General features: G+C 72.8%; 24 protein-coding genes and 2 riboswitches. Of the genes, 20 read left to right on the forward strand and 4 right to left on the reverse strand.

Annotated elements, in window-relative coordinates:
• Window positions 1-18: 18 nt before the first annotated feature.
• Complete coding sequence (gene gcvH / locus IE287_RS07035; protein WP_189848027.1) at window positions 19-396, reverse strand: glycine cleavage system protein GcvH; 378 nt, start codon at window positions 394-396, stop codon at window positions 19-21.
• Between the two features lie 109 nt (window positions 397-505).
• On the reverse strand, window positions 506-1,621 hold the full coding sequence (gcvT, locus tag IE287_RS07040; protein ID WP_189848028.1) for a glycine cleavage system aminomethyltransferase GcvT: 1,116 nt from the start codon (window positions 1,619-1,621) through the stop codon (window positions 506-508).
• 50 nt (window positions 1,622-1,671) lie between these two features.
• Window positions 1,672-1,793, reverse strand: a riboswitch (glycine riboswitch).
• A gap of 1 nt (window position 1,794) precedes the next feature.
• Window positions 1,795-1,895: riboswitch (glycine riboswitch) on the reverse strand.
• A gap of 160 nt (window positions 1,896-2,055) precedes the next feature.
• Between gcvT and IE287_RS07045 the strand changes: the two genes are divergently transcribed.
• The 11 genes from IE287_RS07045 (at window position 2,056) to IE287_RS07095 (ending at window position 13,490) form a co-directional block, all read left to right on the forward strand.
• Complete coding sequence (locus tag IE287_RS07045) at window positions 2,056-2,718, forward strand: AAA family ATPase (RefSeq protein WP_189848029.1); 663 nt, start codon at window positions 2,056-2,058, stop codon at window positions 2,716-2,718.
• Between the two features lie 111 nt (window positions 2,719-2,829).
• The gene (locus IE287_RS07050) at window positions 2,830-3,570 is read left to right on the forward strand and encodes an enhanced serine sensitivity protein SseB (RefSeq protein ID WP_189848030.1); all 741 of its coding nucleotides are present in this window, start codon (window positions 2,830-2,832) and stop codon (window positions 3,568-3,570) included.
• Window positions 3,571-3,649: 79 nt separating this feature from the next.
• A complete protein-coding gene (locus IE287_RS07055; RefSeq protein ID WP_189848031.1) occupies window positions 3,650-4,438 on the forward strand; it encodes an enhanced serine sensitivity protein SseB C-terminal domain-containing protein in 789 nt (262 codons plus the stop codon).
• A gap of 225 nt (window positions 4,439-4,663) precedes the next feature.
• On the forward strand, window positions 4,664-6,334 hold the full coding sequence (locus IE287_RS07060) for an ABC transporter substrate-binding protein (RefSeq protein WP_189848032.1): 1,671 nt from the start codon (window positions 4,664-4,666) through the stop codon (window positions 6,332-6,334).
• 92 nt (window positions 6,335-6,426) lie between these two features.
• On the forward strand, window positions 6,427-7,422 hold the full coding sequence (locus IE287_RS07065; protein ID WP_189848033.1) for an ABC transporter permease: 996 nt from the start codon (window positions 6,427-6,429) through the stop codon (window positions 7,420-7,422).
• Complete coding sequence (locus tag IE287_RS07070; protein ID WP_189848034.1) at window positions 7,422-8,381, forward strand: ABC transporter permease; 960 nt, start codon at window positions 7,422-7,424, stop codon at window positions 8,379-8,381. Before IE287_RS07065 ends, IE287_RS07070 begins: the two co-directional genes overlap by 1 nt.
• A 1-nt stretch (window position 8,382) precedes the next feature.
• Window positions 8,383-9,375: an ABC transporter ATP-binding protein gene (locus tag IE287_RS07075; RefSeq protein WP_189848035.1), complete on the forward strand. Its 993-nt coding sequence runs from the start codon at window positions 8,383-8,385 to the stop codon at window positions 9,373-9,375.
• Window positions 9,372-10,550: an ABC transporter ATP-binding protein gene (locus tag IE287_RS07080; RefSeq protein ID WP_229883320.1), complete on the forward strand. Its 1,179-nt coding sequence runs from the start codon at window positions 9,372-9,374 to the stop codon at window positions 10,548-10,550. Before IE287_RS07075 ends, IE287_RS07080 begins: the two co-directional genes overlap by 4 nt.
• A 71-nt stretch (window positions 10,551-10,621) precedes the next feature.
• On the forward strand, window positions 10,622-11,299 hold the full coding sequence (locus IE287_RS07085) for a trimeric intracellular cation channel family protein (protein WP_189848036.1): 678 nt from the start codon (window positions 10,622-10,624) through the stop codon (window positions 11,297-11,299).
• Window positions 11,300-11,322: 23 nt separating this feature from the next.
• Complete coding sequence (locus IE287_RS07090; protein ID WP_189848037.1) at window positions 11,323-12,186, forward strand: thioesterase family protein; 864 nt, start codon at window positions 11,323-11,325, stop codon at window positions 12,184-12,186.
• 140 nt (window positions 12,187-12,326) lie between these two features.
• Window positions 12,327-13,490 (forward strand): cysteine desulfurase family protein, encoded by a 1,164-nt coding sequence (locus IE287_RS07095; RefSeq protein WP_189848038.1) that lies wholly within the window; start codon window positions 12,327-12,329, stop codon window positions 13,488-13,490.
• Window positions 13,491-13,523: 33 nt separating this feature from the next.
• On the opposite strand, the gene IE287_RS07100 is transcribed toward IE287_RS07095, so the two are convergent.
• Window positions 13,524-14,183 (reverse strand): N-acetylmuramoyl-L-alanine amidase, encoded by a 660-nt coding sequence (locus IE287_RS07100; protein ID WP_189848039.1) that lies wholly within the window; start codon window positions 14,181-14,183, stop codon window positions 13,524-13,526.
• A gap of 60 nt (window positions 14,184-14,243) precedes the next feature.
• Between IE287_RS07100 and mnmA the strand changes: the two genes are divergently transcribed.
• Window positions 14,244-15,368 (forward strand): tRNA 2-thiouridine(34) synthase MnmA, encoded by a 1,125-nt coding sequence (mnmA, locus tag IE287_RS07105; protein ID WP_189848040.1) that lies wholly within the window; start codon window positions 14,244-14,246, stop codon window positions 15,366-15,368.
• A gap of 14 nt (window positions 15,369-15,382) precedes the next feature.
• On the opposite strand, the gene IE287_RS07110 is transcribed toward mnmA, so the two are convergent.
• Window positions 15,383-15,964, reverse strand: coding sequence for an alpha/beta fold hydrolase (locus IE287_RS07110; RefSeq protein ID WP_373307817.1), 582 nt, complete (start codon window positions 15,962-15,964; stop codon window positions 15,383-15,385).
• A 118-nt stretch (window positions 15,965-16,082) separates the two neighbouring features.
• Here IE287_RS07110 and IE287_RS07115 point away from each other — a divergent pair, with 118 nt between their 5' ends.
• From IE287_RS07115 to IE287_RS07150, 8 genes are all read left to right on the forward strand, one after another.
• Window positions 16,083-16,622, forward strand: a complete 540-nt coding sequence (locus tag IE287_RS07115) for an LOG family protein (RefSeq protein ID WP_189848042.1) — start codon at window positions 16,083-16,085, stop codon at window positions 16,620-16,622.
• A gap of 7 nt (window positions 16,623-16,629) precedes the next feature.
• Window positions 16,630-17,328 (forward strand): SDR family oxidoreductase, encoded by a 699-nt coding sequence (locus IE287_RS07120; RefSeq protein ID WP_189848043.1) that lies wholly within the window; start codon window positions 16,630-16,632, stop codon window positions 17,326-17,328.
• A 2-nt stretch (window positions 17,329-17,330) separates the two neighbouring features.
• On the forward strand, window positions 17,331-18,329 hold the full coding sequence (locus tag IE287_RS07125) for a methionine synthase (protein WP_189848044.1): 999 nt from the start codon (window positions 17,331-17,333) through the stop codon (window positions 18,327-18,329).
• Between the two features lie 33 nt (window positions 18,330-18,362).
• Window positions 18,363-20,564 carry an NAD-dependent DNA ligase LigA gene (ligA, locus tag IE287_RS07130; protein WP_189848045.1) on the forward strand — a complete coding sequence of 734 codons (2,202 nt, stop codon included), beginning with the start codon at window positions 18,363-18,365 and terminating at the stop codon, window positions 20,562-20,564.
• A 325-nt stretch (window positions 20,565-20,889) separates the two neighbouring features.
• Complete coding sequence (locus IE287_RS07135; protein WP_189848046.1) at window positions 20,890-23,004, forward strand: putative bifunctional diguanylate cyclase/phosphodiesterase; 2,115 nt, start codon at window positions 20,890-20,892, stop codon at window positions 23,002-23,004.
• Between the two features lie 119 nt (window positions 23,005-23,123).
• Window positions 23,124-23,420: an Asp-tRNA(Asn)/Glu-tRNA(Gln) amidotransferase subunit GatC gene (gene gatC / locus IE287_RS07140; RefSeq protein ID WP_030750846.1), complete on the forward strand. Its 297-nt coding sequence runs from the start codon at window positions 23,124-23,126 to the stop codon at window positions 23,418-23,420.
• 2 nt (window positions 23,421-23,422) lie between these two features.
• Window positions 23,423-24,916 (forward strand): Asp-tRNA(Asn)/Glu-tRNA(Gln) amidotransferase subunit GatA, encoded by a 1,494-nt coding sequence (gene gatA, locus IE287_RS07145; protein ID WP_189848047.1) that lies wholly within the window; start codon window positions 23,423-23,425, stop codon window positions 24,914-24,916.
• Window positions 24,913-25,158: a hypothetical protein gene (locus tag IE287_RS07150; RefSeq protein ID WP_189848048.1), complete on the forward strand. Its 246-nt coding sequence runs from the start codon at window positions 24,913-24,915 to the stop codon at window positions 25,156-25,158. The genes gatA and IE287_RS07150 overlap by 4 nt, the downstream gene beginning before the upstream one ends.
• Window positions 25,159-25,162 lie beyond the last annotated feature (4 nt).

Raw genomic sequence — 25,162 nt, forward strand, 5'->3', positions numbered from 1 at the left:
ATCCCTAGGGGGTCTCGGTCAGCCTGCGGTGAAGGCGGTGTACTCGTCGGCGGTGAGCAGGTCGTCCGGCTCGCCCGTGATGCGCACCTTGAACAGCCAGCCGCCCTCGAAGGGGGCGGAGTTCACCAGCGAGGGGTCGTCGACGACGTCCTGGTTCGCCTCGACGATCTCGCCCGTCACCGGGGCGTAGAGGTCGCTGACGGACTTGGTCGACTCCAGCTCGCCACAGGACTCGCCCGCGGTCACGGTGGAGCCGACCTCGGGGAGCTGCACGTAGACGACGTCACCGAGGGCGTTGGCCGCGTGCTCCGTGATGCCGACCGTGGCGACGCCGTCCTCGACGGCCGACAGCCACTCGTGCTCCTTGCTGTAGCGAAGCTGCTGGGGGTTGCTCATGGCCTGATTCTCCTGGATCGGGGGAGTGCGGATGTACGTGGGTCTTGCGGGGTGAGACGTGTCCTGAGACGAATGCGTCACGTCCGGGACGGGTCCCGGAGGCGCACGCCTACTTCCGGCGCTTGTAGAACGGCAGCGCCACGACCCGGTACGGCTCGTGGGTGCCGCGGATGTCCACCCCTACACCCTCGGTGCCGGGGACGGCGTGCGCCGCGTCGACGTACGCCATCGCGATCGGCTCGCCGAGCGTCGGGGAGGGGGCGCCGGAGGTGATCTCGCCGACGACCTCGCCGCCGGAGACGACGGACATGCCGGCGCGCGGGACGCGGCGGCCCTCGGCGACCAGGCCGACCAGCTTGCGCGGCGGGGCGGTCTCGGCGCGCTCGGCGGCGGCCTCCAGCGCCTTGCGGCCGACGAAGTCGCCCGGCTTCTCGAACTTGACGACCCGGCCGAGACCGGCGTCGAAGGGGGTGAGGGCGGTGGTCAGCTCGTGCCCGTACAGCGGCATGCCCGCCTCCAGGCGGAGCGTGTCGCGGCAGGACAGGCCGCAGGGGATGAGGCCGGCGCCCGCGCCCGCCTCGGTCAGCGCGGTCCACACGCCCTCGGCGTGCTCCGGCTTCAGGAAGAGCTCGAAGCCGTCCTCGCCGGTGTAGCCGGTCCGGGCGATCAGCGCCGGGACGCCGGCGACCGTGCCGGGCAGGCCCGCGTAGTACTTCAGGCCGTCCAGGTCGGCGTCGGTGAGCTGCTTCAGGATGCCGGGGGACTCCGGGCCCTGCACGGCGATCAGCGCGTAGGCGTCGCGGTCGTCGCGGACCTCGGCGTCGAAGCCGCCGGAGCGGGCGACGAGCGCGTCCAGGACGACCTGCGCGTTGGAGGCGTTGGCGACGACCATGTACTCGGTCTCGCCGAGGCGGTAGACGATCAGGTCGTCGAGGATCCCGCCGTCCTCCTGGCAGATCATGGTGTAGCGCGCCCGGCCGTTGCCCACCGTGGAGATGTTGCCGACCAGGGCGAAGTCGAGCAGGTCGACCGCCTGCGGGCCGGTGACGGTGATCTCGCCCATGTGGGAGAGGTCGAAGAGGCCGGCCCGGGTGCGCACGGCGTTGTGCTCGTCGCGCTCGCTGCCGTACCGCAGCGGCATGTCCCAGCCGGCGAAGTCGGTCATGGTCGCGCCCAGCGAACGATGCAGGGCATCGAGGGCGGTCAGGCGGGGGGTGGTGCTCATGGACGTGACTCCCGGGTCCCGAAGGCGGAAAACATGACAGGCAAGGACGTTCCTCCCCATCTGTCATGGAACCTGAGAGGTTCACCGAGAGCATCTCGTCGCCGGGATCGGCGGGAGGGATCGGCTTGCACCTTGGGTGGGGACACGCCGGGTGTCCCGCTTTTCAGATCTGCCTCATCCACGCGGTACGGGGCCTGAGAGATTCAAGGGAGGGTCTTGCTCCTTCGGCGCCCGGACGGCCGAGGCCGGTCCGGAACTCTCCCGCGCGGATTCGAGCGGCCGGTATGCGGTTGTGGGGCGCTGCGCGCGCCTGGCGCGCACATCATTGCACGCGGTGTCGGCCCCGCAAATCGCTTGTCTCGGATTACCGATTCTTTACACTTCGTGGGCAAGGGTCTCCTGAGGTCTTCCGAGACCCGACAGGGGGAGCAGCGATGAGGATCCACCACACCGGCGTCTTCGCCACCGACGCCGCCATACCCGCCCAGCGGGCCCGCGCCAGGACCCGGCGCCGCGGGCGCGTCGTGCGGGACCTCCGCGACCGCGGAGGGCGCGGCCCGCGCGCCCTCACCTTCGCCGCCGGCGACGTCGTGGTCGTCTCCGGGCTCCCCGGCAGCGGCAAGTCCACCCTGCTGCGCCGTGCCGCCGAGGGCCGCGGCATCGACTCGCAGGACGCCCGGGAGCGCTGGGAGGCCCGGATGCCGCGCTTCCTGCCGTACGCCCTCTACCGCCCGCTGGTCCGCGTCGCGCACTACGCGGGGCTCCGCCGGGCCCTGCGCTCCGGCGCCGGGGTGGTCGTCCACGACTGCGGCACCCAGTCCTGGGTCCGCGGCTGGCTCGCCCGCTCCGCCGCCCGCCGCGGCCGGGCCTTCCACCTGGTCCTGCTCGACGTCGACCCGGCCACCGCCCGGGACGGACAGCGCGAGCGGGGCCGCGGGGTGTCCTCGTACGCCTTCGCCCGGCACCGGAGGGCCGTCGGCCGGCTCGTCGCCGCGGTCGAGTCGGGCCGGCTGCCGCGCGGCTGCGCCTCCGCGACCCTGCTCGACCGGGACGCCGCGACGGCGCTGCGCCGGATCGGCTTCCGCGAGCCCGTGTGACGGCGGGCCGCCCGCCCGGGTGCGGGTTCTGGTCACGGCCGGGGCGGGGCGGCGTTAGGGTGCTGCGGGGCGGCCGGGACCAGGGCCGTGCGAGAAGGGGACGGAACCACCGTGGACGTGACGTGGCCGGGCAACGAGCTGGAGGAGGCGCTGGCCGCCGCGCTCGGGGAGCCCGCGGCCGGAGGCCGGCTCATCGAGGTGCTCGGCCGCAGCCAGGTCTGGGTCCCGCTGCCCAACGGCGGCGGACCCGACAGTCCGGACCTGGACCTCGCCACCCTGGAGATCGGCGGCGCCGCCTACGTCCCCGTCTTCAGCTCGCAGGCGCAGTTCCTCGCCTGCGTCGGGGACCACATGTCCTTCACCGTCGCCCCCGCCCGTGACTTCGCCCGCGGCCTGCCCCCGCAGCTCGGCATCGCGGTGAACCCCGGCGGCGTCGTCGGCGTCCCGCTGCCCCCGCCCGCCGTCGCCGAGCTCTGCCGGGTCGGCCGCACCGCCCTCGACGGGCCCGCGAGCGGCGGCCGGGTCCGGCTCTTCGAGCCGGACTGGCAGGACGACCCGGTCGACTTCCTCGCCGCCGCCTCCGCCGAGTTCGAGGCCACCGGCGTCGTCGCCACCGCCCGCCGCACCCTCGCCAGCGTCGAGGGCACCGAACCGGCCCTCTTCATCGGCGTCCAGCTCGTCGGCTGGGACGGCGTCGACCGCAACGCCCCGCTGGACGCCCTCGGGCGCGCCCTCGGGCGCGTCGAGGTCGCCTGGCCGGTCAACCTGATCCTGCTCGACATGGCCGCCGACCCGGTCGGCGACTGGATGCTGGAGCGGGTGCGCCCCTTCTACCAGCGCGCCACCGGGTGACCCCGGCCCTGTCTAAGCTGGACCGACCGAGACCGAACCACCGAACCGAGCCGTACGAGACAGAGGGGCGGGACCCAGGGTGAGCGCGTCAGGCGCGACCGGACAGGTCGAGCACATGCTGCGCCAGGTGGCGCCCGGACGCTACGACGCGTACGAGGGCCTGCTGCACGCCCTGGCCGACGGCGAGCTGTACATGCTGCTCTGGCAGGGCGGTCCGGGCTCGCCGGACGCCCAGTACGGCAACATGGAGGTCGACGGGCACGGCTACGCCCCCTGCGTCACCTCCGCCGGCGAGCTGGCCGCCTCCGGCTGGCACCGCGCCCACGAGCGCGTCACCGGCCGCGAGATCGCCCGCGCCCTCTACCCCGAGCGGTGGGGCGTCTGGCTCAACCCGCACGCCCCCGGCGGCGGCGTCGGCATCCCCTGGGCCGACCTGCGACGGATCGCCACCGGCCTCGACCGGATGCCCGCCGGTCCGCTCCGGGTCTCCGAACCCGCCCTGGAGATCCCGCAGTTCTACGCCCAGCTCACCCAGAACGCGCACCGCACCCCGGCCGTCCGCTCGCTCCGCCGCGGCTGGGTGCAGCCCTCCCTGGGGACCCCGTACCTGGTCATCGGTCTGGACCTGTACGACGGTTCGGCGGCGGCCGTCGACGAGGTGCGGGCGATGATGCGCCAGTCCATCGGCACGGTGCCCGACGGGCTGCCCGTCTCGACGGTCGCGCTCTCCGACGCCTACGACCCGGTGGCGCTCTGGCTGAAGGCCCACGCCCGGCCCTTCTACGACCGCGAGGCGCACGGAGCCCCGTCCCAGCATGCGGGATCCCACCGTCCGGGATACGGCTACCCGCCCGCGCGGCACGGCTGACGCCACTCCTGTCCCTTTTCCCCGCTCTGGCCGAAATGGCTTGCCAGGGCGGGGTTTTGCGTCTGGTTGGGCCCGCTCCAGGCGTCGATGTCCGGCATCGGACCGTTTTGGCGAGTGTCCGGGTCTCAGGTTGGTATCACCGCTATGCGGACTGTTCTCTGCCGCGTCACTCGCCAGTAGCGTTCGGCCGGTCAAGACCACACATGGCGACCCAGGGGTGGACCCATGCGCATACTCAATTCCCGGTCGACCCGGGCTCTGACGGCGGCCATCGCGGTCGGCCTCATCGCCACGGGCTGCGCGAGCGACCGGGACAAGGACGAGAACAAGGGCGGAGCCAAGGACACCTTCGTGTTCGGCGCCCCCGGTGACCCGGCCTCCCTCGACCCGGCCCTCGCGAGCGACGGCGAGACCTTCCGGGTCACCCGCCAGGCGTTCGAGGCGCTCCTGGAGCACGAGTCCGGCGGCAGCAAGCTGGTGGGCGGGCTCGCCGAGAAGTGGTCGAGCAACCCCGAGGGCACCGTCTGGACCTTCAACCTCCGCAAGGGCGTGAAGTTCCACGACGGCGAGACCTTCGACGCGAAGGCGGTCTGCGCCAACTACGACTACTGGTTCAACTGGAAGGGCACCTACCAGTCGAGCGCGGTCTCGTACTACTGGCAGACCATCATGGGCGGCTTCAAGGCCAACGAGGACAAGGAGACGCCCAAGGCGAACTACAAGTCCTGCACGGTCAAGGACGACGCCACCGCCGTCATCGAGGTCTTCGAGCCCTCCGCCAACCTCCCCGGCGGCTTCTCCCTGAACGCCCTGGCGATCCACTCGCCCAAGGCGATCCAGGAGTACGCGAAGCAGCAGGTCACCGAGGCCGGCGACGCCATCACGTACCCCAAGTACAGCCAGGAGGCCGGCACGGTCGCCGGCACCGGCCCGTACAAGATCACGAAGTGGAACAAGGGCAACAAGGAAGTCGCCCTGGAGCGCTTCGACGACTACTGGGGCGACAAGGCCAAGGTGAAGAACCTGGTCTTCCGCACGATCGACACCGAGGAGGGCCGCCGCCAGGCGCTCCAGGCCGGTGACATCGACGGCTACGACCTGGTCGCGCCCGCCGACATCAAGACCCTCGAGGGCGCGGGCTTCAACGTCCCGACCCGTGACGTCTTCAACCTGCTCTACCTCGGCATGACGCAGGAGGCCAACCCGGCCCTGCAGAAGCCCGAGGTCCGCCAGGCCATCGCGCACGCCGTCGACCGCGAGAACATCGTCAAGACCCAGCTGCCCGAGGGCGGCAAGGTCGCGACCCAGTTCATGCCCGACACCGTCGCCGGCTACTCGGAGAACGTGAAGAAGTACGCGTTCGACACCGCCAAGGCCAAGCAGCTCCTCGCCGGCGCCGGCGCGAGCAACCTCGCGGTCGACTTCTGCTACCCGACCGAGGTCACCCGCCCGTACATGCCCGCCCCGCAGGACATCTTCGAGCTGGTCAAGGCCGACCTGGAGAAGGCCGGCATCAAGGTCACCCCGAAGCCGAAGAAGTGGAACCCGGACTACGTCGACGCGGTGGAGAAGGGCGGCTGCGCCCTCCACATGCTCGGCTGGACCGGTGACTTCAACGACGGCTACAACTTCATCGGCACCTGGTTCGCCGGGTACGACAAGCAGTGGGGCTTCAAGGACGACAAGGTCTTCAACGCGGTGAAGGCGGGCTCGCTCCAGGGCGACCCGGCCAAGCGCACGGACCTCTACAAGGCCGCCAACGAGGCGATCATGGAGTACCTGCCCGGTCTCCCGCTGACCTCCTCCCCGCCGGCCATCGCGTTCGGCAAGAACGTGAACCCGCCGAAGGTCTCCCCGCTGACGCAGGAGAACTTCGCCGAGGTCTCCTTCAAGTAACACCCCCGTAAGCGGTCCGCCCGGTCACGCGTTCCTCTCGTGACCGGGCGTCCGCGCATCCACCCTCCACACGCAAGAAAGGGGCACGCGGGGTGTTGCGACTCGTCGTACGACGACTTCTCCAGCTCATACCCACCCTGCTCGGCCTGTCGGTTCTGCTCTTCATCTGGCTGAACCGACTGCCCGGCGGACCCGCCTCAGCGATCCTGGGCGAGCGGGCGACCGAAGCCGACGTGGCGCGCATCAACCGCGCGCTGGGCCTCGACCAGCCGATCTACGTCCAGTACGGACGCTTCCTCAAGCGGCTCCTCGACCTCGACCTGGGCACCTCGGTGCAGACCGGACAGCCCGTCTGGGACGAGTTCGTGCTGCGCTTCCCGGCCACGGTCGAACTCAGCGTCGCGGCCATGCTCATCGCCACCGCCGTGGGCATCCCCCTCGGCTACATCGCCGCCCGCAAGCGCGGCGGCTGGATCGACGTGGCCTCCGTCTCCGGCTCGCTCGTCGGCATCTGCATCCCGGTCTTCTTCCTGGCGCAGCTCCTCAAGGCCGCCTTCGGCGACATCTTCGGCACCTTCGGCCGCCAGTCCACCGGCATCGACGCCACCAGCGTCACCGGCTTCGCCGTCCTCGACGGCGTGCTCACCGGCGAGTTCGACGCCGCCTGGGACGCCCTCATGCACCTGGTGCTGCCCGGCATCGCCCTGGCCACCATCCCGCTCGCGGTCATCGTCCGCATGACCCGCGCCAGCGTCCTGGAGGTCCTCGGCGAGGACTACGTCCGCACCGCCGAGTCCAAGGGCCTGGAGCGCAAGGTCGTCCGCGGCCGGCACGTCCTGCGCAACGCGCTGCTCCCCGTCGTCACCGCCATCGGCCTGCTCACCGGCAGCCTGCTCTCCGGCGCGGTGCTCACCGAGTCCGTCTTCACCTTCGGCGGCATCGGCTCCTTCATCCGGACCGCCATCGACGCCCGCGACTACCCGGTCCTGGTCGGCTTCATCATGTTCATCGCCATGATCTACGTGCTGATCAACATGCTCGTCGACCTCGCGTACAGCGTCATCGACCCGAGGGTGCGGGTGCACTGATGAGTCTGACCACCACCGCTTCCAAGATCGACCGGCTCGCCCAGCTCACGGCGAGGACCGAGACCGCCAGCGGCGCCAGCCTGTGGCGCGAGGCGATGCGCCGCATGCGCGCCAGCAAGATGGCGATCATCGGCGCCGTGATCATCGCGGGATTCGTCCTGCTGGCGGTCATCGGCCCCTGGATCGCCCCGTACAGCCCCACCGACCAGACCTGGCGCGGCGAGGTCTTCTCCAACCGCGGCGAGTTCGTCGGCGCCCGCGCCGAGAACTGGTTCGGCCTGGACCACCTCGGCCGGGACCTGTTCTCCCGGATGCTCGTGGGAGCCCGCCAGACGCTCCTCGTCGGCGTCGTCTCCATGCTCATCGGCCTGCTGATCGGCGCCTTCGTCGGCATCGTCTCGGGCGCCGCGGTCACCCTCGGCGGCAAGACCGGACGGCGGATCGACGACGCGATCATGCGCGTCACCGACATCCTGCTCGCGCTGCCCTCGCTGCTCCTCGCCGTCTCCGTCGCCGCCGTGATGGGCCAGTCGCTCACCACCGTGATGATCGCCGTCGGCGTCGTGCAGATCCCGGTCTTCGCCCGTCTGCTGCGCGGCTCGATGCTCGCCCAGGGCGGCAGCGACTACGTGCTCGCCGCCCGCTCGCTCGGCATCCGCAAGCGGCGGATCGTGCTCACCCAGATCCTGCCGAACTCGCTGAGCCCGGTGATCGTCCAGGCGACGCTCAGCCTCGCCACCGCGATCATCGAGGCCGCCGCCCTCTCCTACCTCGGACTCGGCAACCCCGACCCGGCGGTGCCGGAGTGGGGCGTCATGCTCTCCGCGGCCCAGCGCTTCTTCGACAACGAGCCGATGATGTCCATGTACCCGGCGGTCGGCATCGTCATCACCGCCCTCGGCTTCACCCTGCTCGGCGAGGCCATGCGCGAAGCCCTCGACCCGAAGCTGCGAGGCTGACATGCCCCTCCTCACCGTGGACGAACTCACCGTCACCTTCGGCGGCCGCGGCCGCAAGGACGTCCGGGCGGTCAACGGCGTCTCCTTCGACGTCGACCAGGGCCAGGTCGTCGGCCTCGTCGGCGAGTCGGGCTGCGGCAAGTCCGTGACCTCGCTCGCCCTCATGGGCCTGCTCCCCTCCAAGGGCGTCACCCTGGGCGGCCGGGCCGAGCTCGACGGCACGAACCTGCTCTCGCTCACGCCGTCGAAGATGCGCGACCTGCGCGGCCGCGACATGGCGATGATCTTCCAGGACCCGCTCTCCTCGCTGAACCCGGTCGTCCCCGTCGGCGTCCAGGTCACCGAGATCCTCCAGCGCCACCGCGGGCTGAAGGGCGAGGCGGCCCGCAAGGAGGCCGCCCACCTGCTCGACCGGGTCGGCATCCCGGACCCGACCCGGCGGCTCAAGGAGTACCCGCACCAGCTCTCCGGCGGCATGCGGCAGCGCGCGCTCATCGCCATGGCGGTCGCCTGTGCCCCCCGCCTGCTCATCGCCGACGAGCCGACCACCGCGCTCGACGTCACCATCCAGGCCCAGATCCTCGAACTCCTCAAGGAGCTGGTGGACCAGGAGGGCACCGCGCTGCTGATGATCACCCACGACCTGGGTGTCGTCGCCGGCCTCTGCGACCAGGTGAACGTCCTCTACGCGGGCAAGGTCGTCGAATCGGCGGGCCGGCGCGAGCTGTTCGCCCACCCGACGCACCCGTACACCCACGGCCTGCTCGGCTCCATCCCCCGGCTCGACGCCCCGCGCGGCGAACCGCTCCACCCGATCCGCGGGTCCATCAACGACCAGATCGCCTGGGCCGACGGCTGCGCCTTCGCCCCGCGCTGCGACCGGTACGAGATGGAGTGCCTCACCGGCACGCCCGAACTGACCGAACCGCGCGCCGCCGGCCACCACGCCCGCTGCGCGAACCCGGTCCTCGCCACGACGGAGGTACCGGCATGAGCCTGCTCGAACTCGACGGCGTGAAGGTCCACTTCCCCGTCAAGAAGGGCATCCTCTTCGACCGCACGGTCGGCCACGTCTACGCCGTGGACGGCATCTCGCTCAAGGTCGAGGCGGGCCAGACCTACGGCCTGGTCGGCGAGTCGGGCTGCGGCAAGACCACCCTCGGGCGGGCCGTGCTGCGGCTCGTGGACGTCACCGACGGCTCCGTCGTCCTCGACGGCACCGACGTGGCCAAGCTGCCGGAGAAGGAGCTCCGCTCCTTCCGCCGCCGGCTCCAGATGGTCTTCCAGGACCCGCTGGGCAGCCTCAACCCGCGCCAGAACATCGAGTCGATCCTCAGCGAGGGCATGGCCGCGCACGGGATCGGCGCGAACCAGGAGGAGCGGCGGGAGAGGATCCGGGAGATCCTCGCCAAGGTGGGCCTGCCCGCCAACGCCCTCTCCCGCTACCCGCACGAGTTCTCCGGCGGCCAGCGCCAGCGCATCGGCATCGCCCGCGCGCTGGTCCTGGAGCCGGACCTGATCATCTGCGACGAGCCGGTCTCCGCGCTCGACGTCTCCATCCAGGCCCAGGTGATCAACCTCCTGGAGGAGCTCCAGGAGTCGATGGGCCTGACCTACCTGGTCATCGCCCACGACCTCGCCGTCGTCCGGCACATCTCGGACGTCATCGGCGTGATGTACCTGGGCTCGCTGGTCGAGGAGGCGCCGAGCGACAGCCTGTACGAGGAGCCGCTGCACCCGTACACGCGGGCGCTGATGTCGGCCGTGCCGGTGCCCGACCCGGAGGTCGAGGAGCGGCGCGAGCGGATCCTGCTCCACGGCGACCTGCCCTCCCCGGCCAACCCGCCGGCGGGCTGCCGCTTCCACACCCGCTGCCCGTGGGCGCAGCCGAAGTGCTCCGAGGAGCGCCCGGAGCTCACGGACGCGGGCGGCGGCCACAAGGTGGCCTGCCACTTCACCCGGGAGATCCAGGACGGCACGCTCACCCCGGCCGGCTCCGACGCCGTGGTGATCCCGGCCCAGGCGGAGGCCCCGGCGGAGGAGACGGCGAAGGAGCCGGAGCCGGCCGCTCCGGAGTCCGGCGAGGCCGCGGAGTCCGGGGACACCTCCGCGACCGCGTCCGAGGACGTCTCCGAGGACGTCTCCGAGGACGTCTCCGAGGACAAGTAGCGACATCAGGGAAAGGGCCCGGCCGCCGTGGTGCGGCCGGGCCCTTTCCGAACGCACGGCACAATTGGCCGGTGCTCCACGATCTGTTCAGTCCGTCGGTCCAACACACGCTCGACCTCGTCGGCATCTTCGTCTTCGCCATCTCCGGCGCCCTCCTCGGCGTCCGGAAGAACTTCGACGTCTTCGGCATGGCGGTGCTCGCCGAGGTCACCGCGCTCGGCGGCGGCCTCCTGCGCGACCTGATCATCGGGGCCGTGCCCCCGGCCGCCTTCACCGACCTCGGCTACTTCCTCATGCCGCTGGTCGCCACCGTCCTCGTCTTCTTCCTCCACCCCGAGGTGGAGCGCACCCAGACGGCCGTGAACGTCTTCGACGCGGCCGGCCTCGGACTGTTCTGCGTGACCGGGACGACGAAGGCGTACGACTACGGGCTCGGCCTCACCTCCTCGGCGGCGCTCGGCCTCGCCACGGCCGTCGGCGGCGGCGTGCTGCGCGACGTCCTCGCCAACGAGGTGCCCTCGCTGCTGCGCTGGGACCGGGACCTGTACGCCGTGCCCGCGATCGTCGGCGCGGCCATGGTCGTGCTGTGCATCCGCTTCGACGTCCTGAACGCCTACACCAGCGGCGCCGCCGTGCTCACCGCCTTCCTGCTGCGGCTGCTCGCGATGCGCTACCACTGGCGGGCGCCGCGCGCCTGGAACCGCCGCTCGTCGGCCCGCGAGGAGCCCGAAAAAGCTACCGCTCAGTAGTTTCCTGCGGTACCGTCGGCCGTATGAGCACGAGCACCGAGACGAGCCCCGCCCCGCGGACCGGGGCGGGCAGCGAGTTCGACCGGGACACCGCCGTCACCCTCCGCGAGCCCGGGGTCTACGACGCCGAGCTCTCGGCCGGCTGGACGATCATCCACGCCGTCAACGGCGGATACCTCCTCGCCCTGCTCGGCCGTGCCCTCGGCGACCACCTGCCGCACCCCGACCCGTTCACCATCTCGGCGCACTACCTGACGCCGTCGGCCCCGGGCCCCGCGGTCATCCGGACCGAGACCGTCCGCACCGGCCGGACCCTCTCCACCGGCACCGCCTCCCTCTACCAGTACGCCGAGGACGGCACCGAGGTCGAGCGGATCCGCGTCCTCGCCTCCTACGGCGACCTCGACGCCCTCACGGACGACGTCCGCACCAGCGCCGTGCCGCCCGCCTTCGCCCCGGTCGACCAGTGCTTCAGCGCCTCCGACGGCCCGGCCCCGCCGATCCCCGGCTCCTCCGCGATCACCGACCGCCTCGACCTGCGCCTCGACCCCGCCTGCGTCGGCTGGGCCATCGGCGCGCCCTCCGGCAAGGGCGAGATGCGGGCCTGGTTCGGCCTCGCCGACGGGCGCGAGCCCGACCCGCTCTCCCTCCTGCTCGCCGTCGACGCCCTGCCGCCGACCTCCTTCGAGCTCGGCCTCAAGGGCTGGACCCCGACCGTGGAGCTCACCGCCCACGTCCGGTGCCGCCCCGCCCCCGGACCGCTGCGGGTCTCCATCACCACCCGCAACCTCGCCGGCGGCTTCCTGGAGGAGGACGCCGAGGTCTGGGACAGCGCCGGCCGGCTGGTCGCCCAGTCCCGCCAGCTCGCCCGCGCCCCGCGCGACTGACCCCGCCGGTCCCCGGCCGCCCGCGGACCCGTCCGGAGCGGCGGGCCGGGCGCCGGGGACCCGCATCCGCCCCGCCGAGGAGGGGCCGCGCCCGGCCTCGTAGAGGAAGGCCGCGTCCGGGCTCGTAGAATCGACCCACCATGGCTTACCTCGACCACGCCGCGACCACGCCCATGCTGCCCGAGGCGATCGAGGCGATGACCGCCCACCTCGCCGTCACGGGCAACGCCTCGTCCCTGCACGCCGCCGGGCGGCGCGCCCGGCGGACCGTCGAGGAGGGCCGCGAGACGCTCGCGGCCGCGCTCGGCGCCCGCCCCAGCGAGGTGGTCCTCACCTCCGGCGGCACCGAGGCCGACAACCTCGCGGTCAAGGGCCTCTACTGGTCCCGCCGGGACGCCGACCCCCGCCGCACCCGCGTCCTCGCCAGCCCCGTCGAACACCACGCCGTCCTCGACGCCGTCGACTGGCTCGCGACCCACGAGGGCGCGGACGTCGAGTACCTGCCGGTCGACGCGCACGGCCGGGTCCACCCCGAGGCGCTGCGCGAGGCGATCGCCCGCGACCCCGACTCCGTCGCCCTGGCCACCGTGATGTGGGCCAACAACGAGATCGGCACCGTCATGCCGGTCCGCGCCCTCGCCGACGCCGCCGCGGAGTTCGGCGTCCCGCTGCACGCCGACGCCGTCCAGGCCGTCGGCCAGCTCCCGGTCGACTTCGGCGCCTCCGGACTCGCCGCCATGACCGTCTCCGGCCACAAGATCGGCGGCCCCTACGGCATCGGCGCCCTGCTGCTGGGCCGCGAGCACACCCCCGTCCCGGTGCTGCACGGCGGCGGCCAGGAGCGGCACGTCCGCTCCGGCACCCTCGACGTCCCCGCCGTCGCCGCCTTCGCCACCGCCGCCCGCGCCGCCGCCGACGGGCAGGAGGCCTTCGCCCGCGACATCGGCGCCCTGCGCGACGCCCTCGTCGCCACCGTCCGCGCCGCCGTCCCCGACGCGATCCTCGGCGGCGACCCGGTCGACCGGCTCCCCGCCAACGCCCACTTCACCTTCCCCGGCTGCGAGGGCGACTCCCTGCTCCTCCTCCTCGACGCCGCCGGCATCGCCTGCTCCACCGGCTCCGCCTGCACCGCCGGCATCGCCCAGCCCAGCCACGTCCTGCTCGCCACCGGCGCCGACCCGGACCTCGCCCGCGGCACCCTCCGCTTCTCCCTCGGCCACACCTCCACCGAGGAGGACGTGAAGGCCGTCGCCGACGCCATCGGCCCCGCCGTGGAGCGCGCCAGGACCGCCGGGCTCAGCTAGGCCGTCTCTTCCCGATCGGGCCGATCGGGCCGATCACGCCGGGAGCTTCGCCCGCTCCCGGCGGACCAGCTCCATGTACCGGTCCCAGTCCCAGTGCGGGCCGGGATCGGTGTGGTCCGTGCCCTCGACCTCCGCGTGCTCGATGATGTGCTCCCGGTCGACCGGTATCCCGTACCGCCGGCAGATGTCGGCCGTCAGCCGCGCCGACGCCTCGTACATGGCCTTCGTGAAGTCCTGCGGCCGGTCCACGAACCCCTCGTGCTCGATGCCGATGCTCCGCTCGTTCATGTCCCGGTTCCCCGCGTGGTAGGCCACGTCGAGCTCCCGCACCATCTGCGCCACCCGCCCGTCCTTGCCGACCACGTAGTGCGTGGCGGCCTCGTGCAGCGGGTTCCTGAAGACCTTCAGCGCGGTGGCGTAGCTGCCCTGCACCACGTGGATCACCACCCGGTCGATCCGGTAGTCGTCCGGCCGGTCCGCCCGCCGCGAGTTCGCCTGGTGCGCCGCCGTCCACGCGGCCGCCCGGTAGTCCAGCTCCCCGTCCACCCGCGGCTTCTCCATCCACGGCAGCCGCCACCAGGCGCGCGCCAGCTCCTCGCGCGCCAGCACACCCGTACCCACGACCGCGACCCCGCCGCCGATCAGCACGGCGCGCCGGCCGACGCCCCGCTTCTTCCCGTTCTCGCTCCCCATGCTCCCCAGAACGCCGGTCCCGGCCACGCGGTTCCCGCCGCCCCGTACCCTGGTAGGGCTATGACTCAGACTCCGCGCCCCCTCCGCGTCCTCGCCGCCATGTCCGGCGGAGTGGACTCCGCCGTCGCCGCCGCCCGAGCCGTCGAGGCCGGGCACGACGTCACCGGCGTGCACCTCGCGCTCTCCGCGAACCCGCAGTCCTTCCGCACCGGAGCCCGCGGCTGCTGCACGATCGAGGACTCGCGCGACGCGCGCCGGGCCGCCGACGTCATCGGCATCCCCTTCTACGTGTGGGACCTCGCCGAGCGCTTCCGCGCCGACGTCGTGGACGACTTCGTCGCCGAGTACGAGGCCGGCCGCACGCCCAACCCGTGCCTGCGCTGCAACGAGAAGATCAAGTTCGCCGCGCTGCTGGACAAGGCGCTCGCCCTCGGCTTCGACGCCGTCTGCACCGGCCACTACGCCACCGTGGTGCTGACCGGGGACGGCACCCGCGAGCTGCACCGCGCCTCCGACATGGCCAAGGACCAGTCCTACGTGCTCGGCGTCCTCGACGAGCAGCAGCTGGCCCACGCGATGTTCCCGCTCGGCGACACCCTCACCACCAAGGACGAGATCCGCGCCGAGGCCGAGCGGCGCGGCCTGGCCGTCGCCAAGAAGCCCGACAGCCACGACATCTGCTTCATCGCCGACGGCGACACCCAGGGCTTCCTCGCGACCCGCCTGGGCCGGGCGGAGGGCGACATCGTCGACGAGTCCGGCACCAAGCTGGGCACCCACGAGGGCGCCTACGGCTTCACCATCGGCCAGCGCAAGGGCCTGCGGATCGGCCACCCGGCCGCGGACGGCAAGCCCCGCTACGTCCTCGACATCTCGCCCGTGAACAACACCGTCACCGTCGGCCCCGCCGAAGCCCTCGACGTCACCGCCCTCACCGCGATCAAGCCCCGCTGGTGCGGCACCGCCCCCGGGGGCCCCGGCCGCTACACCGCCCAGCTCCGCGCCCACGGCGGCGAGACCGAGGTGAGCGCGGCCCTGGAGGACGGCGAGCTGAAGGTCACCTTCGACGAGCCCGTCCGCGGCGTCGCCCCCGGCCAGGCGATCGTCCTCTACGACGGCACCCGCGTGGTCGGCTCCGCGACGATCGCGACGACCGTGCGGCGCGCGGCCCCCGCGTCCGCGTAGCGGGGCGGTCCGGCTCAGACGGCGTCGGCCGACGCCGCGGCCTCCGCCACGAACTCCGCGAGGACCGGCGCCAGCACGTGCGGCGCCACCTCGTGGGTCTGGCCCGTCAGCGTCCGGTGCCGGGCGTGCGGCAGCAGCTCCGACAGCTCCCGCGCCGCCCGGCGCACCGGCGCGGGGCTCGCGCCCCCGTCGATCACCAGCACGTGCGCGCGGACCTCCCCGAGGGCCCCCAGCCCGTCGGACGGCGGCTCGAAGACCGACACCGCCGCCACCGGCAGCCCCGCGGCCGCGGCCGCCAGCGCCAGCGCGCCCCCCGCCCCGCTGCCGTGCACCGCCGCGCCGGGACCCGCCGCCTCCAGCACCGCCGCCAGGTCCTCGAGCTCCCGCTCGACCGCGTGCCCGCCGCCTCCCCGGCGGTCGTACACGTACACGGGGTGGCTCCGGGCCAGCAGCCGGACGAGCGGCGTCTCGCCCACGCCCGCCCCCGGCGCCCCGCCGACCAGCACCACCGCGGGCCCGTCCGCGGCCCCCGCCCCGTACCGCACGTACGCGACCGGCGTCCCGTCCCGTGACACGACCGTCTTCACCTCGTCCATGGCAGGGCAGACCGGCGGCCCCGCCGGAACTCATCGCCGCCGCCCGAAAGTTCCCGAAGAATCATGGAAACCCCAGGTCAGGGAGGGTGAGAAAAGAGCCGTGTTCTACCGTGGCGGCATGAACATCTGCGTCTTCCTCTCCGCCGCCGACCTCGACGAGCGCTACACCGCGCCGGCCCGCGAGTTCGCCGGCCTCCTCGGCAAGGCGGGCCACACCCTCGTCTGGGGCGGCTCCGACACCGGACTGATGAAGGTCGTCGCGGACGGCGCGCAGGAGGCCGGCGGCCGGCTCGTCGGCGTCTCCGTCGACTTCCTCGCCGCCAAGGCCCGCGCGCACGCCGACGAGATGACCGTGACCAGGGACCTCGCCGAGCGGAAGGCCCTGCTCCTCGCCAAGTCCGACGCGATCGTCGTCATGGTCGGCGGCACCGGCACCCTCGACGAGGCCACCGAGATCCTGGAACTGAAGAAGCACGGCAAGCACGCCAAGCCCGTCGTCCTCCTCAACACCGCCGGCTTCTACGACGGCCTCAAGGTCCAGTTCCAGCGGATGGAGGACGAGGGCTTCCTGCCCCGCCCCCTCGCCGAACTGGTCTTCTTCGCCGAGGACGGGCGCGCGGCCCTCGCGTACCTGGAGAGCGAGATCGCCGCCCGCTGATGGGACCATGGTGCCCATGGCTACTCATGTGATCACCGGGGCCGGGTCCGGCATCGGCGCCGCCGTCGCCCGCCGGCTGCACGCGCGCGGGGACGACCTCGTGCTGCACGCACGCGACGCGGGGCGCGCCAAGGAGCTGGCGGCCGAGTTCCCCGGCGCCCGCACGCTGGTGGGGGACCTCGCCGACCCGGACCGGCTCTCCTGGGCGTTCTCGCACCAGAGCCTGCCCGACCGGGTGGACTCGCTGCTGCACGTCGCGGGCGTCGTCGACCTCGGCACCGTGGGGGAGCTGACGCCCAAGACGTGGCACCACCAGCTCAACGTGAACCTGGTGGCCCCGGCCGAGCTCACCCGGCACTTCCTGCCCCAGCTCCGGGTCTCCCAGGGCCACGTCGTCTTCGTGAACTCCGGCGCCGGACTGAACGCGCACGCCGAGTGGAGCGCGTACGCCGCCTCCAAGCACGGCCTCAAGGCCCTCGCCGACTCCCTGCGCCACGAGGAGCACGGGCACGGCGTCCGGGTCACCTCCGTCTACCCGGGCCGCACCGCCGGCCCCATGCAGGCCAAGGTGCACCAGCAGGAGGGCAAGGAGTACGACCCGGCGCGGTGGATCGACCCCGAGTCCGTCGCGACCACGATCGTGACGGCCCTCGACCTGCCGCGCGACGCCGAGATCAACGACCTGACGGTCCGTCCGGGGCGATGACGATGAACGACGTTCCCCCGTGGGGCCCCGCGACCGGCGTCGGCTCGCTGCCCGGCGGCGACGCCCGCGAGGCCGCCAAGACCGTCACCGGCTCCTTCGAGGACTTCCCCTTCCTCGCCGAGCTCCCCGCCCGCGGGCCCGGCGCCGACATGATCGGCCGCACCCTCGGGATGCTGGTCGACCTGTACGCGCACGTGGAGCCCAGCGGCTGGCGGATCAGCGACCGGCCCGGCCGCGACACCCGCCGCGCCCGCTCCTGGCTCGGCGAGGACCTCGACGCCCTGGAGGAGTTCACCCAGGGGTACGAGGGCCCGCTCAAGGTCCAGGCCGTCGGCCCGTGGACCCTCGCCGCCGCCCTCGAACTCCGCGGCGGAGAAGCCGCCCTGGGCGATCCCGGCGCCTGCCGCGACCTCGCCGCCTCCCTCGCCGAGGGCCTGCGCGAACACCTCGCCGACGTCGCCAAGCGCGTCCCCGGCGCCCGGATCGTGCTCCAGCTCGACGAGCCCTCGCTCACCGCCGTCCTCCTCGGCCAGGTCCGCACCGCCAGCGGCTACCGCACCCACCGGGCCGTCGACCGGCAGGTCGTCGAGGGCACCCTGCGGGACGTGATCGCCGCCCACGACGGGCCCGTGACCGTCCACTCCTGCGCCCCCGGCGTGCCCTTCGCCCTGCTCCGCAGGGCCGGAGCCGCCGGCGTCTCGTTCGACTTCGGGCTGCTCACCGAACGTGACGAGGAGCCGATCGGCGAGGCGGTGGAGGCCGGCACCAGGCTCTTCGCCGGTGTGGTGCCCTCCACCGACACGGCATTGTCCGACCCGGGCGGTAGCGTCATGGGTGTCAGGACGCTGTGGCGCAGGCTGGGGCTGAATCCGGGGACTCTCGCCGAGTCCGTGGTCGTCACCCCCACGTGCGGGCTCGCGGGCGCCTCGCCCGCGTACGCCCGGGCGGCGCTCGCCCACTGCGCCCGGGCGGCGAGATCGCTCGCGGACAACCCAGAGTGACCGGGTTCTGAAGGCACGGGAGGACGGACGAAGGTGGCAGTCGAACAGGGGGCCCTGCCCGGTGAAGAGGCGGTCGTGCCCTCCGAGGCACGGGAGAAGCACGCCGAGCTGGCCGAGCAGGTCGAGGAGCACCGCTTCCGGTACTACGTGAAGGACCAGCCGGTCGTCAGCGACGCGGAGTTCGACCGGCTCCTGCGCGCCCTGGAGGCGCTGGAGGAGGAGTACCCGGAGCTCCGCACGCCCGACTCGCCGACCCAGAAGGTGGCCGGGCAGTACGAGACGGACTTCGCCTCCGTCGAGCACCGCGAGCGCATGCTCTCGCTGGACAACGCCTTCGACGACGAGGAGCTGGCGACCTGGGCCGAGCGCGTCGCCCGGGACGTCGGCACCCCCGACTTCCACTTCCTGTGCGAGCTCAAGGTCGACGGCCTCGCCGTCAACCTCACCTACGAGCACGGCCGGCTGACCCGCGCCGCCACCCGCGGCGACGGGCGCTCCGGCGAGGACATCACGCCCAACGTGCGCACGATCGCCGACATCCCCGAGCGCCTCCGGGGCGACCGGATCCCGGAGCTCGTCGAGATCCGGGGCGAGGTCTACTTCCCCATGGAGGCCTTCGAGGCGCTCAACGCGCGCCTGGTGGAGGCCGGCGACAAGCCCTTCGCCAACCCGCGCAACGCGGCCGCCGGCTCACTGCGCCAGAAGGACCCGAAGGTCACCGCCACCCGCCCGCTCCACATGGTGGTCCACGGCATCGGCGCCCGCGAGGGCTTCGAGATCTCCCGCCTCTCGGAGGCGTACGGGCTGCTGCGCGCGTGGGGCCTGCCCACCTCCACGCACAACGAGGTGGTCGGCGGCCTCCCCGAGGTGCGCGCGTTCATCGCGCACTACGGCGAGAACCGCCACTCCGTCGCCCACGAGATCGACGGCGTCGTCGTCAAGCTCGACGAGATCCCGCTCCAGGGCCGGCTCGGCTCCACCGCGCGCGCCCCGCGCTGGGCGATCGCCTGGAAGTACGCGCCGGAGGAGGTCAACACCAAGCTGGTCGACATCAAGGTCGGCGTCGGCCGCACCGGTCGCGTCACCCCGTACGCGCAGGTGGAGCCGGTCACCGTGGCCGGCTCCGAGGTCGAGTTCGCCACCCTGCACAACCAGGAGGTGGTGAAGGCCAAGGGCGTCCTCATCGGCGACACCGTGGTGCTCCGCAAGGCCGGCGACGTCATCCCCGAGATCCTCGGCCCGGTCGTCGACCTGCGGGACGGCACCGAGCGGGAGTTCGTGATGCCGGCCGAATGCCCCGAGTGCGGCACGGCGCTGAAGCCGATGAAGGAGGGCGACATCGACCTCCGCTGCCCGAACGCCCGGACCTGCCCGGCCCAGCTGCGCGAGCGGCTCTTCTTCCTCGCCGGCCGCCAGTGCCTGGACATCGAGAACTTCGGCGCGGTGGCCGCCGCGGCCCTCACCCGGCCCCTGGAGCCCGCCGAGCCGCCGCTCACCGACGAGGGCGACCTCTTCGACCTCACCATCGAGCAGCTGCTGCCCATCAAGGCGTACGTGCTCGACGCCGACTCCGGGCTGCCCAAGCGGGACCCGAAGACCGGCGAGGAGAAGATCGCCACCGTCTTCGCCAACCAGAAGGGCGAGCCGAAGAAGAACGCGCTCGCCATGCTGGAGCACATCGCCGCCGCGAAGACCCGGCCGCTCGCCCGGTTCATCAACGGCCTCTCCATCCGCCACGTCGGCCCCGTCGCCGCCGAGGCGCTGGCCCGCGAGTTCCGCTCGCTGGAGCGGATCGAGCAGGCCACCGAGGAGGAGCTGGCCGCCGTCGACGGCGTCGGCGGGATCATCGCCGCCGCCGTGAAGCAGTGGTTCTCCGAGGAGTGGCACCGCGAGATCGTGCGGAAGTGGCGCGCCGCCGGCGTCGCCCTGGAGGACGAGGGCGCCGGGGAGGACGAGGGGCCGCGCCCGCTGGAGGGCCTGACGGTCGTCGTGACCGGCACCCTGGAGCAGTTCACCCGGGATGGCGCAAAAGAATCGCTCCAGAGCCGCGGAGCGAAGGTCACCGGTTCCGTTTCGAAGAAGACCTCCTTCGTCGTGGTGGGGGAGAACCCGGGTTCCAAGTACGACAAGGCGATGCAGCTGAAGGTTCCGGTTCTCGACGAGGACGGCTTCAAGATCCTGCTCGAACAGGGTCCCGACGCCGCTCGCGAGGTCGCACGGCCGATCGAGGAGTAACCCGCGGTCACCCCTCTCCGGGCCCCGGAAGCTCACCCGTTCGGCGCATACCAGATCGTTACGGGTGGCCAGGTCGCATTCGGGCAAGAGAGGGAGAGCGCTGCCCCTCGGCGCCCTCGGCGGCCTAGTGTGGTGACCGTGCGTCTCGTCCCGCACCGCCGCGCGAGGGTGCTGCGCGGCCGTGCGCCAGGACGAACGGCCCCGTGCCATGCGCCCCGCCCCTGAAGCCGGCGGGGCGTACGACCGGTGGCCGGGACGCCACCCGGGCCGCCTCGCCGCGGTCCATCGGACAGCGACGGCACCGCCGCCTGTGAGAGGGACGGGAATGGAACCGACCGAGAGTGCCGCCCCGGTGCCACGGCCGCGCGGCCGGGTGCTCCCCGCGGGCTTCGCCGGCCTGCCCACCGCCGTGGTGGGCACCGCCGCCGCCGTGCTCGTCACCGGGCTCCAGCGGGCCCTGACGACCGGCGTCCCCCTCTTCCCCGGAGGGGTCGCCGGCTGGTCCCTCGCCCTCCTCACCGGCCTCATCGTCGGCCACCTCGTGGCCCTCGGGCGCGAGCGCTGGTGGGGCGGCACCGGCTCCGGCGCCGCCCTCACCCTCGCCGTCCTCCTCCTGTACGGCTGGGTCCCCGCCGGCCTCGTCTCGCTCACCGTCGTCGTCCTCGTCAGCGCCGCCCGCCGGCACCGCTGGCGCCAGGGCCTGCTGCACGGCGCCGCCGACATCCTCGGCGTCGGCGCGGCCGCCCTCGTCCTCGCCCTCTTCGGCGACGTCCCCTCCGTCGACGACCCCTGGCACCCGCTCGACTGGACGATCGGCGACGTCCCCGAGATCGTCCTCGCCGCCGGCGCCTACCTCCTCGCGACCCGGCTGCTGCTGTGGTACACCCTCGCCCCGCCCGGCCGCGGCCTGCCCACCGTCGCCCGCACCGCCCTGCTCCGGCAGGGCCTCGTGGCCGTCGCGCTGCTCGGCATCGCCCCGCTGATCTGCGTCGTCGCCGCCGCCTTCCCGGTCCTGCTGCCGCTCTTCGCGATCCCGCTGATCGCCCTCGACTCCACCCTCTGGATCGCCCGCGCCCGCGCCGAGGAGCAGCTCCGCGACCCCCTCACCGGGCTGCCCAATCGCCAGTGGCTCCTGGAGCGGACCTGGACCGCCCTGGAGGAGGCCCAGGACGCCGAGTCCCGCTCCGCCCTCGTCCTCATCGACCTCGACCGCTTCCGCTCGGTCAACGACACCCTCGGGCACCTCGCCGGCGACCGGCTCCTCCTCCAGATCGCCGAACGGCTCCGCCTCGCCCTGCCCCGCGGCGCCGAGGCCGCCCGGCTCGGCGGCGACGAGTTCGCCGTCCTGCTGCCCCTCGCCGACTCCACCACCAGCGCCCAGCGGGTCGCCCGCCACCTCGTCGCCGCCCTCTCCTCCCCGCTCGACCTCGACGGCCTCACCCTCGTCCTGGAGGCCAGCGCCGGCGTCGCCGTCTACCCCGACCACGCCGGCGACGCCGAGGGCCTGCTGCGCCGCGCCGACGTCGCCATGTACCAGGCCAAGCGCGACCGGACCGGCGTCGAGGTGTACGAGTCCAAGCGCGACTCCAACACCCCCGACCGCCTCGGTCTCCTCGGCGACCTGCGCCGGGCGCTCGACGCCGGCGAGGTCGAGCTCCACTACCAGCCGAAGGTCCGCTTCGACGGCCAGGTCGCCGGCCTGGAGGCGCTCGTCCGCTGGGTCCACCCGGAGCGCGGAAAGGTTCCACCGGACGAGTTCATCGCCATCGCCGAGTCCTCCGGCCTGATGCCGCACCTCACCGAGTACGTCCTGGAGACCGCCCTCGCCCAGGTCGCCCGCTGGCGCGCCCAGGGCCTGGAGGTCCCCGTCGCGGTCAACGTCTCGCCGCGCGACGTCCACACCCCCGGCTTCGCCGGCGCCGTCGCCGCCCGCCTCGCCCGGCACGGCGTCCCGGCCGGCTCGCTCCAGCTGGAGATAACGGAGCACGTCCTCCTGGAGGACCCCCAGCGCGCCGCCGACACGCTCAACGGCCTCACCGGCCACGGCGTCAAGATGTCCCTGGACGACTTCGGCACCGGCTACTCCTCCCTCGTCCACCTGCGCCGCCTCCCGGTCAGCGAACTGAAGATCGACCGCTCCTTCGTCGCCCGGCTCGCCGTCGACACCGAGGACGCCGAGATCGTCCGCTGCACCGTCGACCTCGCCCACTCGCTGGGCCTGCTGGTCGTCGCCGAGGGCGTCGAGGACGACGAGACCTGGGAGCGGCTGCGCGACCTGGGCTGCGACGCCGTCCAGGGCTGGCTGGTCTCCGCCGCCATGCCGCCCGCCGAGACCACCGCCTGGCTGCGCGCCCGCGGCGAGCACGGCTGGCGCCGGGCCGTCGAGACCGCCGCGCCCGCGATCGAGCTCGACCCGGCCCCCGGACACGTCGTGCAGTGACCCGCGAGGGGCCGCGGAGCCGTCCCGGAGGGCCGTCCGGGACGGCCGTTTCACAGGCAGCGGTGCCGTCCCCATAGGATTGGCCCCACACCATCAGACTCACCCCAGAGGATCGCTGCATGCCTGGCATCACGCGCGAGGAGGTCGCACACCTCGCTCGGCTGGCGCGTCTGGAACTCGCCGAAGAGGAACTCGACCACTTCGCCGGTCAGCTCGACGACATCATCGGCGCGGTCGCCCGCGTCTCCGAGGTCGCCGAGCAGGACGTACCGCCGACCTCCCACCCGCTGCCGCTGACGAACGTCATGCGCGCGGACGAGGTCCGTCCTTCGCTCACCCCCGCGCAGGCGCTCTCCGGCGCCCCCGCCCAGGAACAGCAGCGTTTCAAGGTGCCGCAGATCCTGGGGGAGGACTGACCATGACGGACATCATCAAGCTCACCGCCGCCGAGATCGCCGCGGGCATCGCCTCCGGCGAGCTCACCGCGGTCGAGGTTACCGAGGCCCACCTGGCCCGCATCGAGGCCGTCGACGAGAAGGTCCACGCCTTCCTCCACGTCGACCGCGAGGGCGCCCTGGCGCAGGCCCGCGCCGTCGACGAGAAGCGCGCCCGCGGCGAGAAGCTCGGCCCGCTGGCCGGCGTCCCGCTGGCGCTCAAGGACATCTTCACGACCCGGGGCATCCCCACTACGGTCGGCTCGAAGATGCTGGAGGGCTGGATCCCGCCGTACGACGCGACCCTGGTCAAGCGGCTCAAGGCCGCCGACGTGGTCATCCTCGGCAAGACCAACATGGACGAGTTCGCCATGGGCTCCTCCACCGAGAACAGCGCCTACGGCCCGACCGGCAACCCCTGGGACCTGACCCGGATCCCCGGTGGCTCCGGCGGCGGCTCCTCGGCCGCGCTCGCCGCCTTCCAGGCCCCGCTGGCCATCGGCACGGACACCGGCGGTTCCATCCGCCAGCCCGCCGCCGTCACCGGCACCGTCGGCGTCAAGCCCACCTACGGCTCGGTCTCCCGCTACGGCATGGTGGCCTTCTCCTCCTCCCTCGACCAGGGCGGCCCCTGTGCCCGCACGGTCCTGGACGCGGCCCTGCTGCACGAGGCGATCGCCGGCCACGACCCGCTCGACTCCACCTCGATCGACCTGCCGGTCCCGCCCGTGGTCGAGGCCGCGCGCAACGGCTCGGTGGCCGGGATGCGGGTCGGCGTCGTGAAGCAGTTCCGCGGCGAGGGCTACCAGGCCGGCGTCATGCAGCGCTTCGACGAGTCCGTCGAGCTGCTGAAGGAGCTGGGCGCCGAGGTCGTCGAGCTGGACTGCCCGACCTTCGACCTGGCCCTCTCGGCGTACTACCTGATCGCGCCGTCCGAGTGCTCGTCCAACCTGGCCCGCTTCGACGGCCTGCGGTACGGCCTGCGCGCCGGCGACGACGGCACCCGCTCGGCCGAGGACGTCACCGCCCTGACCCGCGAGGCCGGCTTCGGCCCCGAGGTGAAGCGCCGCATCATCCTCGGCACCTACGCGCTCAGCTCCGGCTACTACGACGCGTGGTTCGGCTCGGCCCAGAAGGTCCGCACCCTCATCACCCGCGAGTTCGAGAAGGCCTTCGAGCAGGTCGACGTGATCGTCTCCCCGACGACCCCGACCACCGCCTTCCCGATCGGCGAGCGCGCCGACGACCCGATGGCGATGTACCTCGCGGACCTGTGCACCATCCCGACCAACCTGGCCGGAAACGCCGCCATGTCGCTGCCCTGCGGCCTGGCGCCGGAGGACGGTCTCCCGGTCGGGCTGCAGATCATCGCCCCCGCCATGCAGGACGACCGGCTCTACAAGGTCGGTGCCGCCGTCGAGGCCGCCTTCGTGGAAAAGTGGGGTCACCCGCTGATCGAGGAGGCTCCGTCGCTGTGAGTACCAGTGCACTGCAGAAGGCCAAGGGCTTCAAGAAGTCCAGGACCGGCACGTACCTGTCCATGGGCACCACCGCGTTCGGCGCCGTCGCCGTGACGAAGCAGATCAGGAAGGCCCGTGCCGAGCACGACACGCTGAAGCTGGTCGACGCCGTCGTGTCCGCCGCCGCCATCGTCACCGGCCTCGCGATCCTGTACCGCGAGCTGAAGCGCCTCGGCGACGACGACGTCCTGCTGGGCTGAGAGG

It is taken from the genome of Streptomyces omiyaensis (assembly GCF_014650895.1).
GTDB lineage: Bacteria > Actinomycetota > Actinomycetes > Streptomycetales > Streptomycetaceae > Streptomyces > Streptomyces omiyaensis.

Coding starts and splice junctions, on each gene's coding strand:
- gcvH (WP_189848027.1), bottom strand. CDS start 396: ATGAGCAACCCCCAGCAGCTTCGCTACAGCAAGGAGCACGAGTGGCTG.
- gcvT (WP_189848028.1), bottom strand. CDS start 1,621: ATGAGCACCACCCCCCGCCTGACCGCCCTCGATGCCCTGCATCGTTCG.
- IE287_RS07045 (WP_189848029.1), top strand. CDS start 2,056: ATGAGGATCCACCACACCGGCGTCTTCGCCACCGACGCCGCCATACCC.
- IE287_RS07060 (WP_189848032.1), top strand. CDS start 4,664: ATGCGCATACTCAATTCCCGGTCGACCCGGGCTCTGACGGCGGCCATC.
- IE287_RS07070 (WP_189848034.1), top strand. CDS start 7,422: ATGAGTCTGACCACCACCGCTTCCAAGATCGACCGGCTCGCCCAGCTC.
- IE287_RS07075 (WP_189848035.1), top strand. CDS start 8,383: ATGCCCCTCCTCACCGTGGACGAACTCACCGTCACCTTCGGCGGCCGC.
- IE287_RS07080 (WP_229883320.1), top strand. CDS start 9,372: ATGAGCCTGCTCGAACTCGACGGCGTGAAGGTCCACTTCCCCGTCAAG.
- IE287_RS07090 (WP_189848037.1), top strand. CDS start 11,323: ATGAGCACGAGCACCGAGACGAGCCCCGCCCCGCGGACCGGGGCGGGC.
- IE287_RS07095 (WP_189848038.1), top strand. CDS start 12,327: ATGGCTTACCTCGACCACGCCGCGACCACGCCCATGCTGCCCGAGGCG.
- IE287_RS07100 (WP_189848039.1), bottom strand. CDS start 14,183: ATGGGGAGCGAGAACGGGAAGAAGCGGGGCGTCGGCCGGCGCGCCGTG.
- mnmA (WP_189848040.1), top strand. CDS start 14,244: ATGACTCAGACTCCGCGCCCCCTCCGCGTCCTCGCCGCCATGTCCGGC.
- IE287_RS07110 (WP_373307817.1), bottom strand. CDS start 15,964: ATGGACGAGGTGAAGACGGTCGTGTCACGGGACGGGACGCCGGTCGCG.
- IE287_RS07115 (WP_189848042.1), top strand. CDS start 16,083: ATGAACATCTGCGTCTTCCTCTCCGCCGCCGACCTCGACGAGCGCTAC.
- IE287_RS07120 (WP_189848043.1), top strand. CDS start 16,630: ATGGTGCCCATGGCTACTCATGTGATCACCGGGGCCGGGTCCGGCATC.
- IE287_RS07125 (WP_189848044.1), top strand. CDS start 17,331: ATGAACGACGTTCCCCCGTGGGGCCCCGCGACCGGCGTCGGCTCGCTG.
- IE287_RS07135 (WP_189848046.1), top strand. CDS start 20,890: ATGGAACCGACCGAGAGTGCCGCCCCGGTGCCACGGCCGCGCGGCCGG.
- gatC (WP_030750846.1), top strand. CDS start 23,124: ATGCCTGGCATCACGCGCGAGGAGGTCGCACACCTCGCTCGGCTGGCG.
- gatA (WP_189848047.1), top strand. CDS start 23,423: ATGACGGACATCATCAAGCTCACCGCCGCCGAGATCGCCGCGGGCATC.